This is a genomic window from Enterococcus sp. JNUCC 77 (assembly GCF_054819945.1).
This window is the reverse complement of record NZ_JBTHIG010000001.1, coordinates 2412233-2430574: the sequence shown is the minus strand read 5'-3', so window position 1 is coordinate 2430574 and position 18342 is coordinate 2412233. Positions and strand designations below refer to the sequence as shown.

Here is an 18342-nt window from a genome sequence, read left to right as displayed (position 1 = left end):
TGTCTTTTTCTTTGAAAAAAAATTAAAAAAACATCATATCAAGTTGGCAAATACTTCAGCTTAAGCTACCATAAAAGAAAATACAGTTGTTACTTCAAAATTTTTTAGAGATATTGAACTAATCAAAAAGAGGAGCAAGAAAAATGAGAAAGCTCAGTCAGTGGCTAAAGAAGCATGCTACCTTAATTAAAATTATCTTTTTTGGCATCGTCTTGTTCTTCGTTGCCAATCAAGTCCGCAATATTGCTCATGGAATGAGCTTTCAGGATATTTTACTGCGCATCAAAGGGCAAAACCGCTGGGCGTTATTAGGAATGCTTATCGCTGGACTAGCGGGACTTTTGCCAATGGTCTTATATGATCGGGTGGCTGAAAAAAGTTTGGTAAATATGGGCAGTCAAAAATTAACTAAGCGAGATTTTTTAGTTGCCGCTTGGACGACAAATACAATTAATAATTTAGCTGGTTTTGGTGGAGTGATTGGGGCGAGTTTGCGAGCTAATTTTTATGGTAAAGGCTTGGAACGAAAAAAAGTGATTGCTACGGTGTCCAAAATTGCTTTGTTTATGCTCAGTGGGCTTTCACTGTTAGCTTTAGTAACTTCCTTAGATTTAATTGCATTCCGGCATAATAATCCTTTTTATCATTATCGTTGGTGGCTGTTATTAGGTGGTTTTTTCGCTCCTGTTTTATTGACGTTTATTTATAATCGTCGAAAAACTTTGTTTAAAGAATTTCGCGCGCGTTGGTTGGCCGAGTTAGTTGCCGCTTCGACTGGCCAATGGCTAGGAGCCTTGTCGGTCTTTTTAGTTGTCGGCTATTTGATGCAACTAGATTTTTCAATAGTTGATGTTTATCCCATGTTTGTGATTGCGACTGGATTAGGCATGCTGACGATGGTTCCTGGTGGTGCGGGAACTTTTGATGTCATGATGATTTTAGGGTTAGGACATTTAGGGTTAAGTCAAAGTAGTGCCGTGGTTTGGATTTTGTTTTATCGGATTTTTTATTATTTCATTCCTTTTGTAACGGGTATTATTATTTATTTAACCAATACTAGTGTGAAATTAAATCGTTATTTTGACAATTTGCCGCGGCTTCTATCACAAAAATTTGCCCACACTTGTTTAGTCGTTGCGGTATATTTTGCTGGAACTATGATGATTTTGTTATCTACCTTTACGAATCTATCTAATCTGAGCCGTTTATTTGAAATTGTCTTGCCTTTTTCTTTTAATTTCTTAGATCAGACGTTGAATTTATTAATTGGTTTTTTATTATTAGGATTGGCGCGAGGTATTTCACAAAAGGTTGAGAAAGCCTTTTGGCCCACCATCGCTTTGCTGATTTTTGGGATTGTAAATACGGTCTCTCGAACAGCTTCGGTTCGATTGATTACTGTATATGTAATTATTTTATTGATTGTCTGGGCTTCGCGCAAAGAATTTTATCGGCAAAGCTTTGCTTATTCTTGGGGAGCAATTGTGACGGATGGTTTGCTATTTGGTATTCTGTTAGTTATTTACGCTGTGGCGGGCTATCATAGTGGCCAAATTTGGAGCAGTCAGGCTTTTGCTAGTAAATATTTTGCTTTTCCTTCTGAAGATATTTGGATTTCTGGCATGTTAGGTGTCGTTTTATCCATTATTTGTTTAGCCACTTTATATCAATTTTTGACGACTAAAAAAGAAATAGTTGGTGAGAAATGGGACGAAGAACGGTTCAATCATTTGCAAAAACTGTATGGTGGAACGGCAGCCAGTCATTATTTACGTCTGTCAGGCTATAGCTATTTTTATTATCAAGAAAATGGTGCGGATCAAATGATGTTTGGTTTTCAACCGCGAGCAAATAAGTGCTTCGTTTTAGGTGATCCGTTAGGCAATCCTGAAAAGTGGCAAGCTGCCACGATTGCCTTTATGGAATATGTCGATAAATTAGGCTATCAATTAGCTTTTTATAAGATTTCAGAAGAATATGTTTTGCTGTTACATGATTTAGGTTTTCACTTTGACAAAATTGGCGAAACTGGCGTAACTGATTTTTCTCGTCATCATCAAGAAGTATTTTCAGACCGCTTTGGTTTTGAGCGTTTGGCTAAATTAGGCTATCAATTCCAATATTATCAACAACCAACAGATGCCTTATTGTCGGATTTGGTGAAAATTTCTGATGAGTGGTTAAATGGTGAAAAGGAAAAACACTTTTCAGTAGGTCGTTTCGATAAACAGTATTTAAAAACTAGCGGTATTGGAGTGGCTTTAAATCCTGAAGGTGAGCTAGTCGGTTTTATTAGCCAACAACCAATTACAAAAGAAATTGTTTCTTATGACTTGCTGCGCTACAAAAAAGATTTGCCTAATGAGCTGTCTACCTTTTTGAAGTTGCATTTAATGGATCAATTACATCAAATGGGTTTTAAGGAAGTTTATCAAGGTATGGCTCCGTTAGCAAAAGTGGGAGAAACTTCTTTTGCTTTCTTAGGTGAAAGAGTAATGAACTTGATTTATAAATACGGGCATTCATTTTATGATTTCCAACAAGTTACAGAAGAAAAAAATCCTTACGTTGATTATTGGCGACCGCGTTATTTTGCTTACATGAAATCCAGTAGTTTTGTTTTTTCTGCCAGTCAACTACTGATTTTAATTGGCCGTGGAAAAGATAAAGCAACACCATTGTCAGAAGAAATGATTGAATTATAAGGAGGTTCTGATAGATGAGCGTTGCTCATTTTTATCAGACCTTTTTTATGGAGGCCGAACTATACTTTTTTAGGAGGCTATGCTAAAATTTTCTAATGATAAAATTAGACAGGTGAGAAGATGGAAATCATTGAAAAAGCACCAGCAAAAATAAATCTGGGTTTAGATATTTTAGGTAAACGTCCAGATGGTTTACATGAATTGTCGATGGTGATGGCTTCGATTGATTTAGCAGATCGGTTATATTTAGAAGAAATTGCCGAAGATAAAATCGTGATTGAAACCAATAAGGCATTTTTGCCAACCGATAAAAAAAACCATGTCTATGAAGCCTTGGAGTTAGTTAAAGACCGATTCCAAATTCAGACTGGTCTACATGTGAAAATTCAAAAAAAGATTCCCGTTGCAGCTGGTTTAGGTGGCGGATCAACAGATTCGGCAGCAGCTTTGCGCGCAATTAATCGTCTGTGGTCGTTGAACTTGACGACAGCAGAATTGGCGCAGTTAGGAGCTGAAGTAGGTTCAGATGTGCCATATTGTGTCTACGGAAAAACTTCTTTAGTAGAAGGTTTTGGTGAAAAAGTGACTGTTTTGTCGCCGATGCCGCAATGTTGGGTAGTGGTAGTGAAACCGCGGATGAGTGTATCGACGCGAACGGTTTTTTCACAAATCGTGATGGATCAATTACATCATCCCGATATTTCAGCTTTAGTGGCGGCGATTGAAGCCAATGACTATCAAGCAATGACGGAAAACTTAGGTAACTCGATGGAAGCTGTCACTATCAAAAAGCATCCGATTATTCAGCAAATCAAAGACCGTATGGTGAAATATGGCGCTGATGCCGCTATGATGAGTGGATCAGGTCCGACCGTTTACGGCTTATGCCATAAATATTCTCGGGCGCAGCATGTCATGAATGCTTTAAAAGGCTTTTGTGATGAAGTTTATTTAGTTCGAACCTTAAAGTAAGCTTGGGGATTTCCTCAAGCTTTTTTATCATTGAGAATTGATAGCTATGGATAGGCCATGGAGATAAAATTTTTAGGAGGCATTTTATGTTCATTGATGAGATCAGACTTCAAACTAATTTTTCTAATGAATATCCTTACACTTTACCAGTTGTCCAAGCACTTAGTAAAAATTCGTTGAAGCTCAATCAACCAATTAGTTTTTTTGCTGGTGAAAATGGCTCTGGAAAATCAACGTTATTGGAAGCTATTGCGATTTCTTTCGGGATGAATCCTGAAGGTGGGACAAAGAATTTCAACTTTTCCACTTATGACAGCCACTCTGAACTCCATGAATTTCTGACTTTAGTCCGAAAAGGGCTAATTCCCAAAGTTAGCTTCTTTTTACGAGCAGAAAATTACTATAATCTTGCTTCAGAAGTAGAAGAATTAGGATTATCTACTTATTATGGAAAAACAGCCTTACACAAAATGTCTCATGGTGAAGGAATGCTGTCTATCATTACCCATCGCTTTGGTCCCAACGGTCTGTATATTTTAGACGAGCCGGAGTCTGGACTTTCGGTATCTAGACAGATGACGTTACTAAGAGAAATTCTTTTATTGAGTAAACAGAACTGTCAATTTTTGATTGCCACTCATTCACCTGTTTTATTGGCAGCATCGGGAGCAACCATTTTTGATGGCAATAATGAAATGAAGAAAATTGATTACCAAACTACTGATGCTTATAAAGATATGAAGCTTTTTTTGGATAATCCTGAGCGCATGACTTTTTATTTGGAGCAAGAATAAAATTTTTTATTTATCTCCGATAAAAGTCCATAACAATTTCAAATTTTATTAAAATATGCTGAGTAGTAATTTTCTTTAAATTTTAAAAAAATGATTAAGGATCTGCTGAGATAGCTTAATTATCTTTATTAAAATAACGTAAATACGATTACATGTTTATCTGTTTATATGAATAATAAAACATATAAATTACGATTTATCAGTGTTTATGAGTTTCAAAACGTAAATTTTACGATTTGAGTTGACGAATAAGAAAACGTCTGTTAAATTATTCTTTGTCTAAAAGATAAGGATGGGTGAATAATGAAAAAACATAAAGGATTTCTTTTTTTATTACTTGTGATAGTATCATTAGTGCTGACTGCCTGTGGTGCGCAAGAAAATAGTCAAAATAGTGATGGAAGTAAATTAAAAATCATCGCGACTTTTTATCCAATGTACGAATTTACCAAGGAAGTAGCTGGTGACAAAGCAGATGTGGAATTATTAATTCCGGCGGGAACAGAACCTCATGATTTTGAACCCTCCGCTAAAGATTTGGCTAAAATTTCAGAAGCCGATGCTTTTGTTTATAACAGTCCTGAGTTAGAAACATGGACGGATCATTTAACTGACAGTGTTGACACGAAGAAAACAACCGTGATTGAAGCTTCTAAAGGAATCGATTTGATGGAGGGCTCGGAAGAAGAGCATGATCATGAAGGTGAAGCAGCTGATCATGAAGAAGAGCATCAACATGATTTAGACCCACACGTTTGGTTAGATCCTGTTTTAGCCATTAAAGAAGTCGAAAATATTCAAGCTGAATTAAGTAAAAAAGATCCTGACAACAAGTCAGCATACGAAAAGAATGCTGCTGCTTATATTGAAAAATTAAATCAATTAAATACTAAATATCAAGATGCTTTTCAAAATGCTAGTAACAAAACTTTTGTTACCCAACATGCGGCCTTTGGTTATTTAGCAAAACAATATGGCTTAACCCAAGAAGCTATTGCCGGAATTTCCCCTGATCAAGAACCTTCACCAAGTCGTTTAGGTGAGTTGAAAGATTATGTAGAAGAACACAATGTTAGCGTGATTTATTTTGAAGAAAATGCTTCCTCAAAAGTGGCGGAAACCCTCTCCAATGAGACTGGTGTAAAACTAGCTGTCTTAAATCCGCTGGAAAGTTTAACTAACAAACAAATCAAAGCTGGCGAAAATTACATTTCAGTCATGGAAGAAAATTTAGCTGCCTTACAAGAAACAATTAAATAAGTAGTTTTACCGGTGTTTCCATCAGGGAATACCGGTCTTATTTACAGAAAGGATAAAAAAATGTCATACATAGAAGTTGAAAATTTGTCGTTTTATTATGATGACGAACCCGTTTTGGAAAATGTCTCTTATCATGTAGACCCAGGAGAATTTGTCATTCTAACAGGAGAAAACGGGGCAGCGAAGTCTACGTTAGTGAAAGCGACCTTAGGAATTTTGAAACCCCATAGCGGAAAAGTCACAATTGCTAAAACCAATAAAGATGGAGGCAAACTTAGTGTTGGCTACATTCCCCAACAAGTAGCTTCCTTTAATGCAGGTTTTCCTAGTACTGTCTACGAATTAGTCAGCTCTGGTCGTTATCCTCAAGGCAAATGGTTTAAAAAATTAAGTGCCAGAGACCATGAACATACTAAAAAAGCCTTGGAATCTGTTGGCTTGTGGAATATGCGTCACAAACGAATCGGCGAATTATCTGGCGGACAAAAACAACGGATTAATATTGCCCGCATTTTTGCGAAAGATCCTGATTTATTTGTCTTAGATGAACCAACTACTGGAATGGATGAAAGTTCACGCAATGATTTTTATGCGTTGCTAAAACATGCAGCTCATCGTCATGATAAAAGTATTTTGATGATTACCCACGACCATGAAGATACTAAAAAATATATTGATCGCCAAATACGTTTGGTGCGAAAGGAGGATTCTCAATGGCGTTGCTTTCATATGAGTTCATGAGAAGAGCCTTTTTGGCGGCGATTTTTATTGCTGGGATTGCGCCAATGTTGGGGGTTTTTCTAGTCATTCGCCGCCAATCTTTAATGGCGGATACTTTGTCTCATGTATCTTTAGCTGGTGTGGCATTAGGCTTTTTCTTTAATTTAAATCCTACAGTAACAACGCTATTAGTTGTCATTATTGCAGCCATTTTGATGGAATACTTACAAAGCATGTACCGAGGTTATTCCGAAATTTCGATTGCTATTTTGATGGCCTCAGGTTTAGCTTTGGCGTTAGTTTTAATGAGTTTGGCACCAGGTAGTTCGGCTGTGAGTATTCAATCATATTTATTTGGCTCAATTGTCACATTGACTTGGATGCAAGTAGTTTTCTTAGGAGTTTTATTAGTAGTTATTGGTGTATTATTTATTTTGTTTAAACGTCCGATGTATGTGCTAACCTTTGACCAAGATATTGCGGCTGTCGATGGTTTACCAGTTGTAAAAATGTCGATGATTTTCAATATTGTAACGGGGATTGCGATTGCAGTAATGATTCCGATTGCCGGTGCTTTGTTAGTTTCAGCGATTATGGTCTTACCGGCAGCGACCGGAATGCGGATGGGAAAAAGTTTTAATGCGGTTATTTTCATTAGTATTATTATTGGCTTTATCGGAATGGTAGGTGGATTAACTTCTTCTTATTATTTAGATACACCGCCGGGAGCAACGATTACTTTGAGTTTTGTCTTCTTATTTTTACTGATGTTAGTGGTACGTCGCGTAAAAATTTTGTACCAACGTAAACAAAAGCAATATTAAATAGTCGATGAAAAGTTTCCAACAAAATAGGTTGGAAGCTTTTTTTATAGGTGAAAATGAGAAGAAAACGAAAGATTTCCTGATATTTTTCGTTCATTATTAATAAATTACGAACTTTGTATAAATTTATCTCGCTATTTCTCGCTTTTTTTCATCAAAACCCTTATAATGAGAAACGATAAAAAATTGAACAGGAGTGACAATGTGTGAAAGTTCGTCGTAGTGAACGATTGATCGATATGACTCAATATTTATTAGAACACCCCCATGACTTGATTCCCTTAACTTTTTTTGCGGAGCGTTATGGTTCAGCCAAATCTTCAATCAGTGAAGATTTAGCGATCGTCAAAAAAACATTTAAAGAGCGGGGTAATGGCTATTTAGCTACCATTCCTGGTGCAGCCGGCGGAGTCGTTTATACGCCTAGCATTAGCGAAGAGGAAGCTAGCCAATACATTGCTTCCTTAGCGGAAACTTTGTCAGAGGAAGATCGTTTATTACCTGGTGGTTATGTATATTTATCTGATATGTTAGGACAACCAGATTTATTACGGATGGTTGGTAGAATTATTGCCGCGCAATACATCAACGAAGATGTGGATGCAGTAATGACTGTAGCAACTAAAGGTGTACCGATTGCTCAAGCAGTTTCTTATTATTTGAACGCACCTTTTGTGATTGTCCGTCGTGACTCAAAAATTACTGAAGGCGCAACTGTTAGCGTCAATTATGTATCAGGTTCTTCTGAACGGATTGAAAAGATGGAATTATCAAAACGCAGCTTGCGGCGTGGTTCAAAAGTATTAATCGTAGATGACTTCATGAAAGGCGGCGGGACCGTCAACGGTATGAAGAGTTTAATTGAAGAATTTGAAGCAGAATTAGTGGGTATCACTGTTTTTGCTGAATCTAAATTCAAAGGGGAACGAGCTATTTCTGATTACCGCTCGTTACTTTATGTAAAAGATGTTGATACTGCAACAAAAACTATTACAGTTGTCCCTGGCAATTGTTTTTCAAAAGAATAAAGAAATAGAGCAGGGACAAAAGTTCACTGCTCTTCTTTTAGTTAATTGAAAAAACGGATTATCTAAGCTAAACTGAAAGAAATAGAAAATATTTAGGAGCGATTATTTTGGAAAAGCGATACACGATTATTTTAGCGGCCGGTAAAGGAACCCGCATGAAATCGAAATTATATAAAGTTTTACATCCAGTAGCTGGTAAGCCGATGGTAGAACATATTATTGAACGAGTAATCGAAACAAAACCGTCAGAAATTGTGACCGTCGTTGGTCATGGCGCAGAAAAAGTCAAAGAACAATTAGGCGATCGAACTGAGTACGTGGTTCAAGAAGAACAATTGGGTACTGGTCATGCAGTGATGCAAGCGGCTGAATTTTTAAAAAGGAAAAAAGGGACGACTTTAGTCATTAGTGGAGATACACCGCTATTGACTAGTCAAACTATTGATCACTTATTTGATTATCACCAAGGAAAAAAAGCTAGCGCAACAATTTTGACGGCCCATGCCGATGATCCAACTAGCTATGGTCGTATTATTCGCGATCACGTGGGAATTGTTGAAAAAATCGTGGAGCAAAAAGATGCTACGCCAGAAGAAATTCGTATCCAAGAAATTAATACTGGGACTTATTGTTTTGACAATGAAGCCTTATTTGATGCTTTAGAAAAAATCGGAACAAATAATGCCCAAGGAGAATACTACTTAACTGACATTATTGAAATTTTAAAAGCCGATGGCAAAACCGTTGCGGCTTATCAAACGGAAGATTTTGAAGAATCAATTGGGGTGAATGATCGATTGGCATTAGCTGAAGCCAATCGGATTATGCGCCGCCGTATTAATCAGATGCATATGGTAAATGGGGTTAGCTTTATTGACCCAGCGACGACTTATATTGATGCGGGGGTTGAGATTGGTTCTGATACAATTATTGAAGCTGGCGTACAAATTCAAGGAAAAACAGTGATTGGTTCTGATGTAGTTATAGGTGCCCATTCGAAAATTGTCGATAGTATTGTTGAAGACAACGTTGAAATCAAACAGTCTGTAATTGAAGAAGCGATTGTCCGGAAAAATGCTGATGTTGGTCCTTATGCACATTTACGTCCACAGGCTGAAATCGGTGAAAAAGCCCATATTGGTAATTTTGTTGAAATTAAAAAAGCCAAAATTGGTGAAAATACCAAAGTCGGTCATTTAACTTATGTGGGAGACGCTGTTTTAGGAGAAGATATTAATGTCGGTTGTGGCGTTGTTTTTGTCAACTACGATGGGAAAAACAAACATCAAACGGTTATTGGAGATCACGTCTTTATCGGCTCAAGTACTAATTTAGTAGCACCATTAATGATTGAAAAAAATAGTGTGGTTGCGGCTGGCTCGACGATTACCGAAGATGTCAAGGAAGGCGATTTAGCAATTGGTCGGGCTCGACAAGTCAATAAGAGTGGTTATGCTAGTCATTTGCCTTTTTAGGTAGAAAAAACATTTTTGATTTTTAAAAATAGGCTAGTTTTTTAGCCGCAATAGTTTATAATCGTATTCGTATGCATAATAGAAAGTGGAGGTTCCCATGTCAAAACATTATTTTGATCCAAGATTGAAAATTTTCGCTTTAAGTTCTAACCGTCCGTTAGCCGAAAAAATTGCGGAAGAAGTCGGTGTTGAACTAGGTAACAGCTCTGTTACGAAATTTAGTGATGGTGAAATTCAAGTTAACATTGAAGAAAGTATTCGTGGCTCACATGTCTATGTGATTCAATCAACGAGTGCCCCTGTCAACGATAATTTAATGGAACTTTTAATCATGATTGATGCTTTAAAACGTGCCAGTGCTAAAACGATTAATGTCGTAATGCCATATTATGGTTACGCTCGTCAAGACCGTAAAGCGCGTGCCCGTGAACCGATTACAGCTAAATTAGTGGCAAATATGATCGAAAAAGCTGGTGCAACTCGCCTATTAACATTAGACTTACATGCCTCTCAAATTCAAGGTTTCTTTGATATTCCAGTGGATCATTTAATGGGTGCACCATTAATTGCTAACTATTTCTTAGAAAAAAATATTTGTGGTGACGATGTAGTTGTTGTTTCTCCCGACCATGGTGGAGTGACTCGTGCCCGAAAATTAGCAGAATTTTTGAAATCACCAATTGCGATTATTGATAAACGCCGACCAAAAGCCAATGTGGCAGAAGTCATGAATATTATCGGTAATGTTGAAGGTAAAACTTGTGTGATTATCGATGACATGATTGATACTGCAGGAACGGTAACTTTAGCAGCCAATGCGTTAAGAGAAGCCGGCGCAGTGAGTGTTTACGCTTCATGTACACATCCTGTTTTATCAGGTCCAGCAATGCAACGAATTTCTGATTCAGCCATCGAACATTTAGTTGTAACAGACTCAATCTTTTTATCAGATGAACGCAAAATCGACAAAATCGATGAAATTTCTGTGGGTATTTTAATGGGAGATGCAATTAAACGCATCCATGAAAACAAACCAGTTAGTCCATTATTTGAAAAGAAATTCTAATAAATTATTTACTCTGTCAGATGCCTGGCAGAGTTTTTTTGACCAAAAAAATCGACTGCCAGAAAGACAGTCGATCATAAGATTATTTATTGACAAAATTTTTCTCATCGTAGATTTTACGTAGATTCATGTAAAGTGGCACTAGATCTTCGTTGGTGTAATCAATTTGGAAGATCTTTAGATTTGGTTTTTCTTTTTGTAAAATAGAAGAAGAAGTAATAATCAAATCATAGTCATCGCGAGCTGAAGTATCATAAGCTTCGGCATCAACAAAACGTAAATCTTCTAAAAACTGATAAATGTCTCGGACAAAGATGGCGTTATGCTCTAAGGCAACTGCAACTTTTAAATTGTCCGAATATGGAAATTGATTAAAGTAAGGTAGTAATAATTGTTTAAATGATTTTCCTAATAAACCGTGAATTGAGTTTATAAAGTTAAAGCTTGGATTTTCAGTAGCACTTTGCATGAAATTCATGATATTTTGTTCTAAGACATAACCACCTTGGGTTTGATTTTTAGCAGGCGCAAAAACCAAGCTAGTAATATTTGGAAATGGTTGGCGGTAAACAAAGAAAGTAAAGGTAATATTTAATAAATTACCAATAATCAAAGGATCATCCATGACGCCAGGTTTATCTGGGAACAAGACTTTTTTAGCAAAGGAACGAAATTCGTTTACAAAATCATTGACTGCGTTTGGTCGTGCAGAGAAATCGTGAATCGCTTGTTTTAAGCTACTATCTTCTCGAATAGTGTAGAAAGGTGCATAATGAGCAATGAAGTAAATAAAACTTGATTCCCCTTTTAATTGTCTAGGAGTCATTTCAAAATTCACTAAATCTTTTAATGAAGAGAAATCATAATAAGGATTGTCTTTCATCAAGAAATTATAACGAGGATCATACTTGGCAAAGTTTTGCTTGCTGACCCGGGCTAAGAATAGAGCACCAAATAAACGCAATTCCCGTGTACCAAAATAAGTCCGTGATAATGGGAAATAATGACTATAGTGATTAATTAATGAATCTAATATTTCTGTATCTATATTAAGAGGAATATCAATTCCGCGAGTCCCTAACCATAAAATATCAAATAAAGCCATTCGGATGAGACGTTCGTCACCTGACATACCCGCTTCCGTATAGGTAAAACGAATATTGAAATGTTTTAGATGTTTTTTTAAATTGTCGATTTTACGGGAAACAGTTGAGCGACTAACGAAGTATTTTTCACAGAATTTTTCAATGGTAGGCTCTTCTTCATTCAAGAAATATAAGATATACTGAAAGGGTACCGCTTTTTTAAGCAAGTGATAACGATATTCGTCAACCGATATTTTGATGTTTTGAATGTTGACTTTACCAGCTCTCATCATGATCTCTTTATGATCAGATTCAATTTCTTTCAATTCTTCTTCAATCTCGTTTAATTCAATAACGCTTTGTTGATAGTTTAGCTCCATGTCTTCAGACAATTGACTAATGGATAGAACGGGTTTTTCTGTTTTCAGTAAGTATTTGAAAATGTTGAATCGTAATAAGAGCGATGGATCCAACATTAACTCTTCGTATAACATATAGTATCCTCCTTGATATGTGTCACTAAATAATAACCATATTTAATTTAGTAACATTGTACTGTATTTTATATAAACTGTCTTGTTTAACACTTATAGAATAATGAATTATCAGTAATATTCTGATAAAAAAAATGGAATTGTGACTTTGTAATTTTAAGAAAGAAGATGAACCGATGACAAAAGCCCGTCTAGAGGCATTTACAGATGGTGTGGTAGCGATAGTTTTAACTGTTTTAGTGTTAGATATTCAAATTCCTGATTCACCATCTCTTTACTCAATATTAAATATTAGTAATACTTTATTAGCATATACGGTCAGTTTTATTTTTGTAGCTGTTATTTGGGTGAACCATCATCGGATGATGCAGATGGCCGAAAAAATAAATTATTCCGTCATTTGGGCCAATATTTTTTGGCTATTTTGGCTGACTTTGTGTCCAGCAGTGACTAGTTGGGTTGGCCGCAATCCAAATCGCTTTTGGCCTGAATTTTTCTACGTTGTTGTCTACATGATGTGGAGTTTTTCCTATGGAGTACTTTCAAAAAGAGTGGTCAAAGCTAATGACCCAAATAGTCATGTGGCCATCGTTTTATCTCGTGATCGTCGTAGCCAAATATCGATGATTATTAATCTTATTATTCTGGTAGGAGTGTTTTTTTATCCGCCATTAGGAATGATTGGACGTTTTTTCGTATCGGCAATTTGGATTGTTTCATATCGCACCGCAAACAAGTATTTTCAAAAAGTTCGAGGGTTATTTTTTAAATCATAAAGAGTCGGAAAATGTAGTTTTTTAAAGCAAAAAATAACGAATAAAGACTTTTAAATCAGCATTTTCTCGAAAAAATAAATAAGGTCATTTTTACTTATTTGACTTCAATTAGTTCCCATTTTATGACTCAATCTTTATTTTATAATTATGGAAAAACACGACAATTGCGCAATATACTTCAAAAATTTAATGATTAAACAGGGAACAAAAGAAAAACTGACGACATTCGATCTTAATCGAATGTCGTCAGTTTTTAGTTTATTTATTGTTTATGGTTCCGGATGTAGTACGCGATGTAGAAATTCTTTAGTACGAGCTTCTTTCGGATGAACAAAAATGTCTTCTGAGGTACCTTCTTCAGCGATAACACCTTTATCCATAAAGATTACCCGATCAGAAACTTCTTTGGCGAAAGCCATTTCGTGGGTCACAATGACCATTGTTAACCCTGATCCAGCTAAATCTTGCATAATACTCAAGACATCGCCGACCATTTCCGGATCTAGCGCAGAGGTAGGTTCGTCAAACAACATCACCTCTGGATTCATTGATAATGCGCGGGCAATGGCTACCCGCTGCTTTTGGCCACCAGATAATTGCGCAGGACGCGCATCAATAAAGCGGCCCATCCCAACTTTATTCAAGTTTTCAATGGCAATTTCTTTAGCTTCATTTTCTTTTCGTCCTAGGACTGTCATTTGACCCGTCATACAATTTTGTAAAACATTCATATTGTTGAACAAATTAAAGCTTTGGAATACCATCCCTAGATGTGTGCGATATTTTGGTAAGTTATAACCAGGTGCTAGGACGTTTTCGCCATTATAAATAATTGCACCACTGGTGGGTGTTTCTAGTAAATTGATACAGCGTAAGAAAGTACTTTTACCAGAGCCAGAAGCGCCGATGATGGTCACAACTTCTCCTTTGTTAACAGTTATGCTGATATCTTTTAAGACTTCATTATCGCCAAATTTTTTATTTAGATGTTCAATTTCGATAATACTACTCATAAGAACCTCCTACTTCATATTAATGTAATAAATTTCTTAAACAACGACCTATTTATCTGCTTCGATGGCAACATCAGTATCTTCTAAGCGAGTATAAGCATCAGGACCATCCATTTTCTTTTCAACTAAGCGCAATAGACGTGTTGCACTGAAAGTTAGAACAAAATAAATGACACAGATGATAAAGTACGTTTGGAAGAACAGGTAGTTGGTTCCGGCAGCACTTTTACCTTGGAAGAATAATTCGGTTACTGAAATGATACTTAAAACTGAAGTATCTTTAATATTGATAACTAACTCATTACCAGTTGCTGGTAAAATATTTCGCAATACTTGTGGTAAAACAACTTTGCGCATGGTTTGACCGTGAGTCATACCGATAGCGTGAGCTGCTTCAAATTGTCCATTGTCGACAGAGAAAATTCCTCCACGTACAATTTCAGACATGTAAGCTCCAGTATTAATGGAAACAATAAATAAAGCAGCAGCAATTCGATTCAAATCAATACCAAAAGCCATAGCAATTCCGTAATAAATCACGGCAGATTGAACGATCATTGGGGTGCCTCGGAAAATCTCGATATAGGCACTTAGTAACCAGCCAAATAATTTTTGGAAGAAACGATTTAATTTGTTTTTAGCTTCTGGCAATGTCCGGAAGACACCGACTAGTAATCCGATCAAGGTACCAACTGTTGTACCAACAATCGCTAAGAGTAAAGTGACACCAGTTCCCCGTAAGAACATACCGCCATTTTGACGTAAGATTCGGACAAAAACATTTTCTTTTTTACCGGATGAATTAGTCGCTACTTCTTCAGCTGCTGGTTGATCTTTGATGGCTTGATCCATTATTTCAACCCGTTCATCTTCAGGAATTTCAGCTAAAATTTGATTGACTTGCGCAATTTCTGAATCACCTTTACGCATTCCGACAGAGACTTGTGTATCTTCTGGATTGGTTTGGAAACCATTGGCAGCAGAAAATTCTACCATGTGTAATTCAGGATTGACACTTTCCGCAGTTACGCCTTCAGGTCGTTCGCTGACATAGCCGTCAATAACGCCAGATTCTAAAGCCACACGCATAGCTGGAAAATTATCCATCGCTTCTTGCTTGTTCACATCTGGAATTTGGTCCACTACATCATAATGGAAAGTTCCCAGCTGAGCAGTAATTTTGGCATCTTTAAAATCTTCTAATGAAGTTGCTTGGGCATATTTTGTATCATTTCGGGTAACGATTACTAGCTGTGATGTGTAATATGAATCAGAAAAATCAATTTCTTTGGAACGTTCAGCAGTTGGGGACATCCCTGCGATGATAGCGTCAATTTTGCCAGATTGTAAAGCCGGTAGTAGACCATCCCATTCAGTTTTGACAATCACTAGTTTGCGATTCATCTTATCGGCAATTTTTTTCGCCATTTGGACATCGTAACCGCCAGCGTAGGAGTCATCACCTTGAATTTTTACGGCACCTTTACTATCATTATTTTGTGTCCAGTTAAAAGGTGCGTAACCAGCTTCCATGCCGACCCGCAATTCTCCTTCAGGTGTTTGTGCATCTGCATGGGTTACATTTGGTAAAATGATTAAACTTAAAAACATAGCAACAAAGGCAAATAATGTTATTCTTTTTTTCATATTTTCTCCCTTTCCTTAAAGCTACGAGATGAGCCCAACAAAAAAAGCCGCCAAAAAGTTAAAGGCCGCCTGCAAATATAAGAAGATGTTCCTCTCACAAAAACATAGCGCAACTTAGCTCGATGCTAAGACAGTCCGCAAGTACGTTAGCTTGCGTCCCAACATACGAAGTGAGTAGATTCTTCGTACATTTCGGCGAAAACATCCTAGACCTATTTCAATGCGTCTATCCGCTCCATAGGGTTAATAAGTTTCGCGACCTCTACCTCATTGTATGAGGTATCTCGTATTCAGTTAGTATGGCTACTAGTCTATAATCTTACTAAACAAATGTCAATCACTCTGGCCGATAAATTGTTATTTCGTTTATAATAAAATAGATAATGAGGTGATTATTATGGACAGTCAAACGGCTGCAAAAAAAATATTGCAAGCAGATAAGCTGACTTTTTTAACGGGTGCTGGTGTTTCCACTCCATCTGGTGTACCCGATTATCGTTCCTTAAAAGGAGTGTATCAAGGACTTTCTTCGCCAGAGTATTTATTGAGTCATCAATGTATGATCAAGGAGCCAGCTAAATTCCATGATTTTGTCAAAAAGATCTATCATCCTGAGGCAAAACCCAATGTAATTCATCAAAAAATGGCGGAGCTAGCACAGACAAAAGAGGTTTGGGTGGTTTCGCAAAATATTGACGGCTTACATCAAGCAGCAGGCAGTCGGCAACTCATCAATTTCCACGGTTCTTTATATGATTGTTACTGTCGTAAATGTGGGCAAACCATTCCTTGGCAAAAGTATTTACAGACAGATCAGCATGAGGAGTGCGGCGGACAAATTCGGCCTAAAATTGTTTTATATGGCGAAGGTTTTACTGAAGAAACGATGATGGATGCTAAACAAGCGGTCTTCAATGCTGATTTAATTGTAATTGTTGGAACTAGCTTTCAAGTTCATCCATTTTGTGATTTAATTTATGATAAGAAAAAAACAACTGAAATATTAATAATTAATCAAACAGCACTGCATATTCCGATGATTCATGACTTTGTGGAAGCCGATGGCGTAACGGTGTTTGAAAAATTATAAAGGGAGAGAATTATGGTAACGGAAAAAGAAAAGATGATTGCTGGTCAATTATATTTTGCTTCAGATGCAGAATTAGTAGCCGACCGAGCTATCGCCAAAAAATTAGCCCAAGCAATCAGTCAAACAGAGGATAAACGAGCACGAGAAGAATTAGTTAAAGAAGCTTTTGGAAAAACTGGTGAACGGGTATATATTGAACCGAATATCAATTTTGATTATGGCTACAATATTTTCGTTGGCGAGAATTTCTATACGAACTATAATAGTATTTTATTAGATATTTGTCCGATTACAATCGGTAATAATTGTATGTTTGGTCCCAACGTTCAATTATACACGGCCTCTCATCCATTGAAACCTGGCAAACGTAACAGTGGGCTTGAATTAGGCAAACCGATTACGATTGGTGACAATGCTTGGCTTGGCGGGGGCGTTGTGATTGTTCCAGGGGTTACATTAGGGGATAATGTCGTGGTGGCTGCCGGTAGTGTAGTAACAAAATCATTTGGCGATAATGTGGTGCTCGGTGGAAATCCTGCAGGAGTGATTAAAACAATTGAAGAAGAAAAAACAACTGATTTGTTAGCAGAAGCACGCAAACAAATTGATACAGTTGATCAGCAACTTGTGCAGTTGTTAGAAAAACGGATGGCGGCTGTTTCTCTTGTGACAGAAGCAAAAGCAGAAAGTGGTCAAGCTGTATTTGATAGCAGCCGTGAAGCAATTGTTTTAGAAAAAATTGCTCAAAAAATTGAAAATCCAGATTTTCAAGTCCCTATCATTGAAACTTTCAAAGCAATCATGGAACAATCGAAAGATTATCAAAGAAAAAAATTAGGTGATAAATAATGTTAAGCGGTCCAGAACGAAGAGAAAAAATCTTAACAGCTCTACAAGATACAGAAAAGCCGATCTCGGCTAGTGCTTTCGCAAAAGAATTTGGCGTCAGCCGTCAAATTGTTGTAGGGGATGTCGCTTTATTGCGAGCCAGTGGTGTCGAGGTGATTGCGACTGCTCGCGGCTATTTAATTGCAGGGATAAACGAAAAAAAAGTCAGTAAAATTGTTGTTCAACACACACGACAAGAAACAGCACTTGAATTACAAACGATTGTTGAAAATGGTGGCGAGATTATTGATGTCATCGTAGAACATCCTTTATATGGTGAATTAACTGGACAATTGCATATCGAAAATCAAGCTGAAGTAGTTGATTTTATAACGGAATATGAAAAATCAAATGCCAGTCTGTTATCTGAATTAACGTCAGGGATTCACCTGCATACAATTGCTTACAAAGAAGCTGAAGATTTGGAAAAAATTAAAGCTGCGTTAAAAAAAGTTGGTATTTTATATGAAGCAAAGGAACATTAATTTTTATCGTTTTTACTGAT

At 36.8% G+C, this 18342-nt stretch carries 16 protein-coding genes; 13 read left to right on the top strand and 3 right to left on the bottom strand.

The genetic code is table 11. The features are described 5' to 3' along the window. The first annotated feature begins 143 nt into the window (after positions 1 to 143). The 9 genes from mprF to ACVWNY_RS11740 all read left to right on the top strand — a co-directional run bounded on the left by mprF (position 144) and on the right by ACVWNY_RS11740 (position 10844). Positions 144 to 2705 (top strand): bifunctional lysylphosphatidylglycerol flippase/synthetase MprF, encoded by a 2562-nt coding sequence (mprF, locus tag ACVWNY_RS11780; protein WP_218326593.1) that lies wholly within the window; start codon positions 144 to 146, stop codon positions 2703 to 2705. 120 nt (positions 2706 to 2825) lie between these two features. Then, positions 2826 to 3677 (top strand): 4-(cytidine 5'-diphospho)-2-C-methyl-D-erythritol kinase, encoded by an 852-nt coding sequence (ispE, locus tag ACVWNY_RS11775; protein ID WP_454071409.1) that lies wholly within the window; start codon positions 2826 to 2828, stop codon positions 3675 to 3677. An 86-nt stretch (positions 3678 to 3763) separates the two neighbouring features. Then, entirely contained in the window at positions 3764 to 4471 is a 708-nt protein-coding gene (locus tag ACVWNY_RS11770) for an AAA family ATPase (protein ID WP_454071408.1), read from the top strand. Between the two features lie 303 nt (positions 4472 to 4774). After that, positions 4775 to 5731, top strand: a complete 957-nt coding sequence (locus tag ACVWNY_RS11765) for a metal ABC transporter substrate-binding protein (protein WP_454071407.1) — start codon at positions 4775 to 4777, stop codon at positions 5729 to 5731. A gap of 60 nt (positions 5732 to 5791) precedes the next feature. Further along, entirely contained in the window at positions 5792 to 6472 is a 681-nt protein-coding gene (locus tag ACVWNY_RS11760) for a metal ABC transporter ATP-binding protein (protein ID WP_218326586.1), read from the top strand. Further along, positions 6445 to 7275, top strand: coding sequence for a metal ABC transporter permease (locus tag ACVWNY_RS11755; RefSeq protein ID WP_218326584.1), 831 nt, complete (start codon positions 6445 to 6447; stop codon positions 7273 to 7275). The genes ACVWNY_RS11760 and ACVWNY_RS11755 overlap by 28 nt, the downstream gene beginning before the upstream one ends. Before the next feature lie 206 nt (positions 7276 to 7481). Then, positions 7482 to 8303: a pur operon repressor gene (gene purR, locus ACVWNY_RS11750; protein ID WP_218326582.1), complete on the top strand. Its 822-nt coding sequence runs from the start codon at positions 7482 to 7484 to the stop codon at positions 8301 to 8303. Between the two features lie 107 nt (positions 8304 to 8410). Then, complete coding sequence (gene glmU / locus ACVWNY_RS11745; protein WP_454071406.1) at positions 8411 to 9778, top strand: bifunctional UDP-N-acetylglucosamine diphosphorylase/glucosamine-1-phosphate N-acetyltransferase GlmU; 1368 nt, start codon at positions 8411 to 8413, stop codon at positions 9776 to 9778. Between the two features lie 97 nt (positions 9779 to 9875). Further along, complete coding sequence (locus tag ACVWNY_RS11740) at positions 9876 to 10844, top strand: ribose-phosphate diphosphokinase (RefSeq protein WP_218326580.1); 969 nt, start codon at positions 9876 to 9878, stop codon at positions 10842 to 10844. 82 nt (positions 10845 to 10926) lie between these two features. Here the strand turns inward: ACVWNY_RS11740 and ACVWNY_RS11735 are convergent, their stop codons facing one another. Next, positions 10927 to 12423, bottom strand: a complete 1497-nt coding sequence (locus tag ACVWNY_RS11735; protein ID WP_218326579.1) for a helix-turn-helix domain-containing protein — start codon at positions 12421 to 12423, stop codon at positions 10927 to 10929. A gap of 176 nt (positions 12424 to 12599) precedes the next feature. Here ACVWNY_RS11735 and ACVWNY_RS11730 point away from each other — a divergent pair, with 176 nt between their 5' ends. After that, positions 12600 to 13199: a TMEM175 family protein gene (locus tag ACVWNY_RS11730; protein ID WP_218326578.1), complete on the top strand. Its 600-nt coding sequence runs from the start codon at positions 12600 to 12602 to the stop codon at positions 13197 to 13199. A gap of 269 nt (positions 13200 to 13468) precedes the next feature. Here the strand turns inward: ACVWNY_RS11730 and ACVWNY_RS11725 are convergent, their stop codons facing one another. Together ACVWNY_RS11725 and ACVWNY_RS11720 are read right to left on the bottom strand one after the other, a co-directional pair. Next, complete coding sequence (locus ACVWNY_RS11725; protein WP_218326577.1) at positions 13469 to 14212, bottom strand: amino acid ABC transporter ATP-binding protein; 744 nt, start codon at positions 14210 to 14212, stop codon at positions 13469 to 13471. Between the two features lie 48 nt (positions 14213 to 14260). Further along, the gene (locus ACVWNY_RS11720) at positions 14261 to 15859 is read right to left on the bottom strand and encodes an ABC transporter permease subunit (protein ID WP_218326576.1); all 1599 of its coding nucleotides are present in this window, start codon (positions 15857 to 15859) and stop codon (positions 14261 to 14263) included. 397 nt (positions 15860 to 16256) lie between these two features. Here ACVWNY_RS11720 and ACVWNY_RS11715 point away from each other — a divergent pair, with 397 nt between their 5' ends. From ACVWNY_RS11715 to ACVWNY_RS11705, 3 genes are read left to right on the top strand one after another with little or no spacing between them, the layout of a single operon-like run. Continuing rightward, positions 16257 to 16949, top strand: coding sequence for an NAD-dependent protein deacylase (locus tag ACVWNY_RS11715; protein ID WP_218326575.1), 693 nt, complete (start codon positions 16257 to 16259; stop codon positions 16947 to 16949). Positions 16950 to 16961: 12 nt separating this feature from the next. Beyond that, complete coding sequence (locus ACVWNY_RS11710) at positions 16962 to 17798, top strand: chorismate mutase (protein WP_218326573.1); 837 nt, start codon at positions 16962 to 16964, stop codon at positions 17796 to 17798. After that, positions 17798 to 18322 (top strand): transcription repressor NadR, encoded by a 525-nt coding sequence (locus ACVWNY_RS11705; protein ID WP_218326571.1) that lies wholly within the window; start codon positions 17798 to 17800, stop codon positions 18320 to 18322. The genes ACVWNY_RS11710 and ACVWNY_RS11705 overlap by 1 nt, the downstream gene beginning before the upstream one ends. The last annotated feature ends 20 nt before the right edge of the window (positions 18323 to 18342 follow it).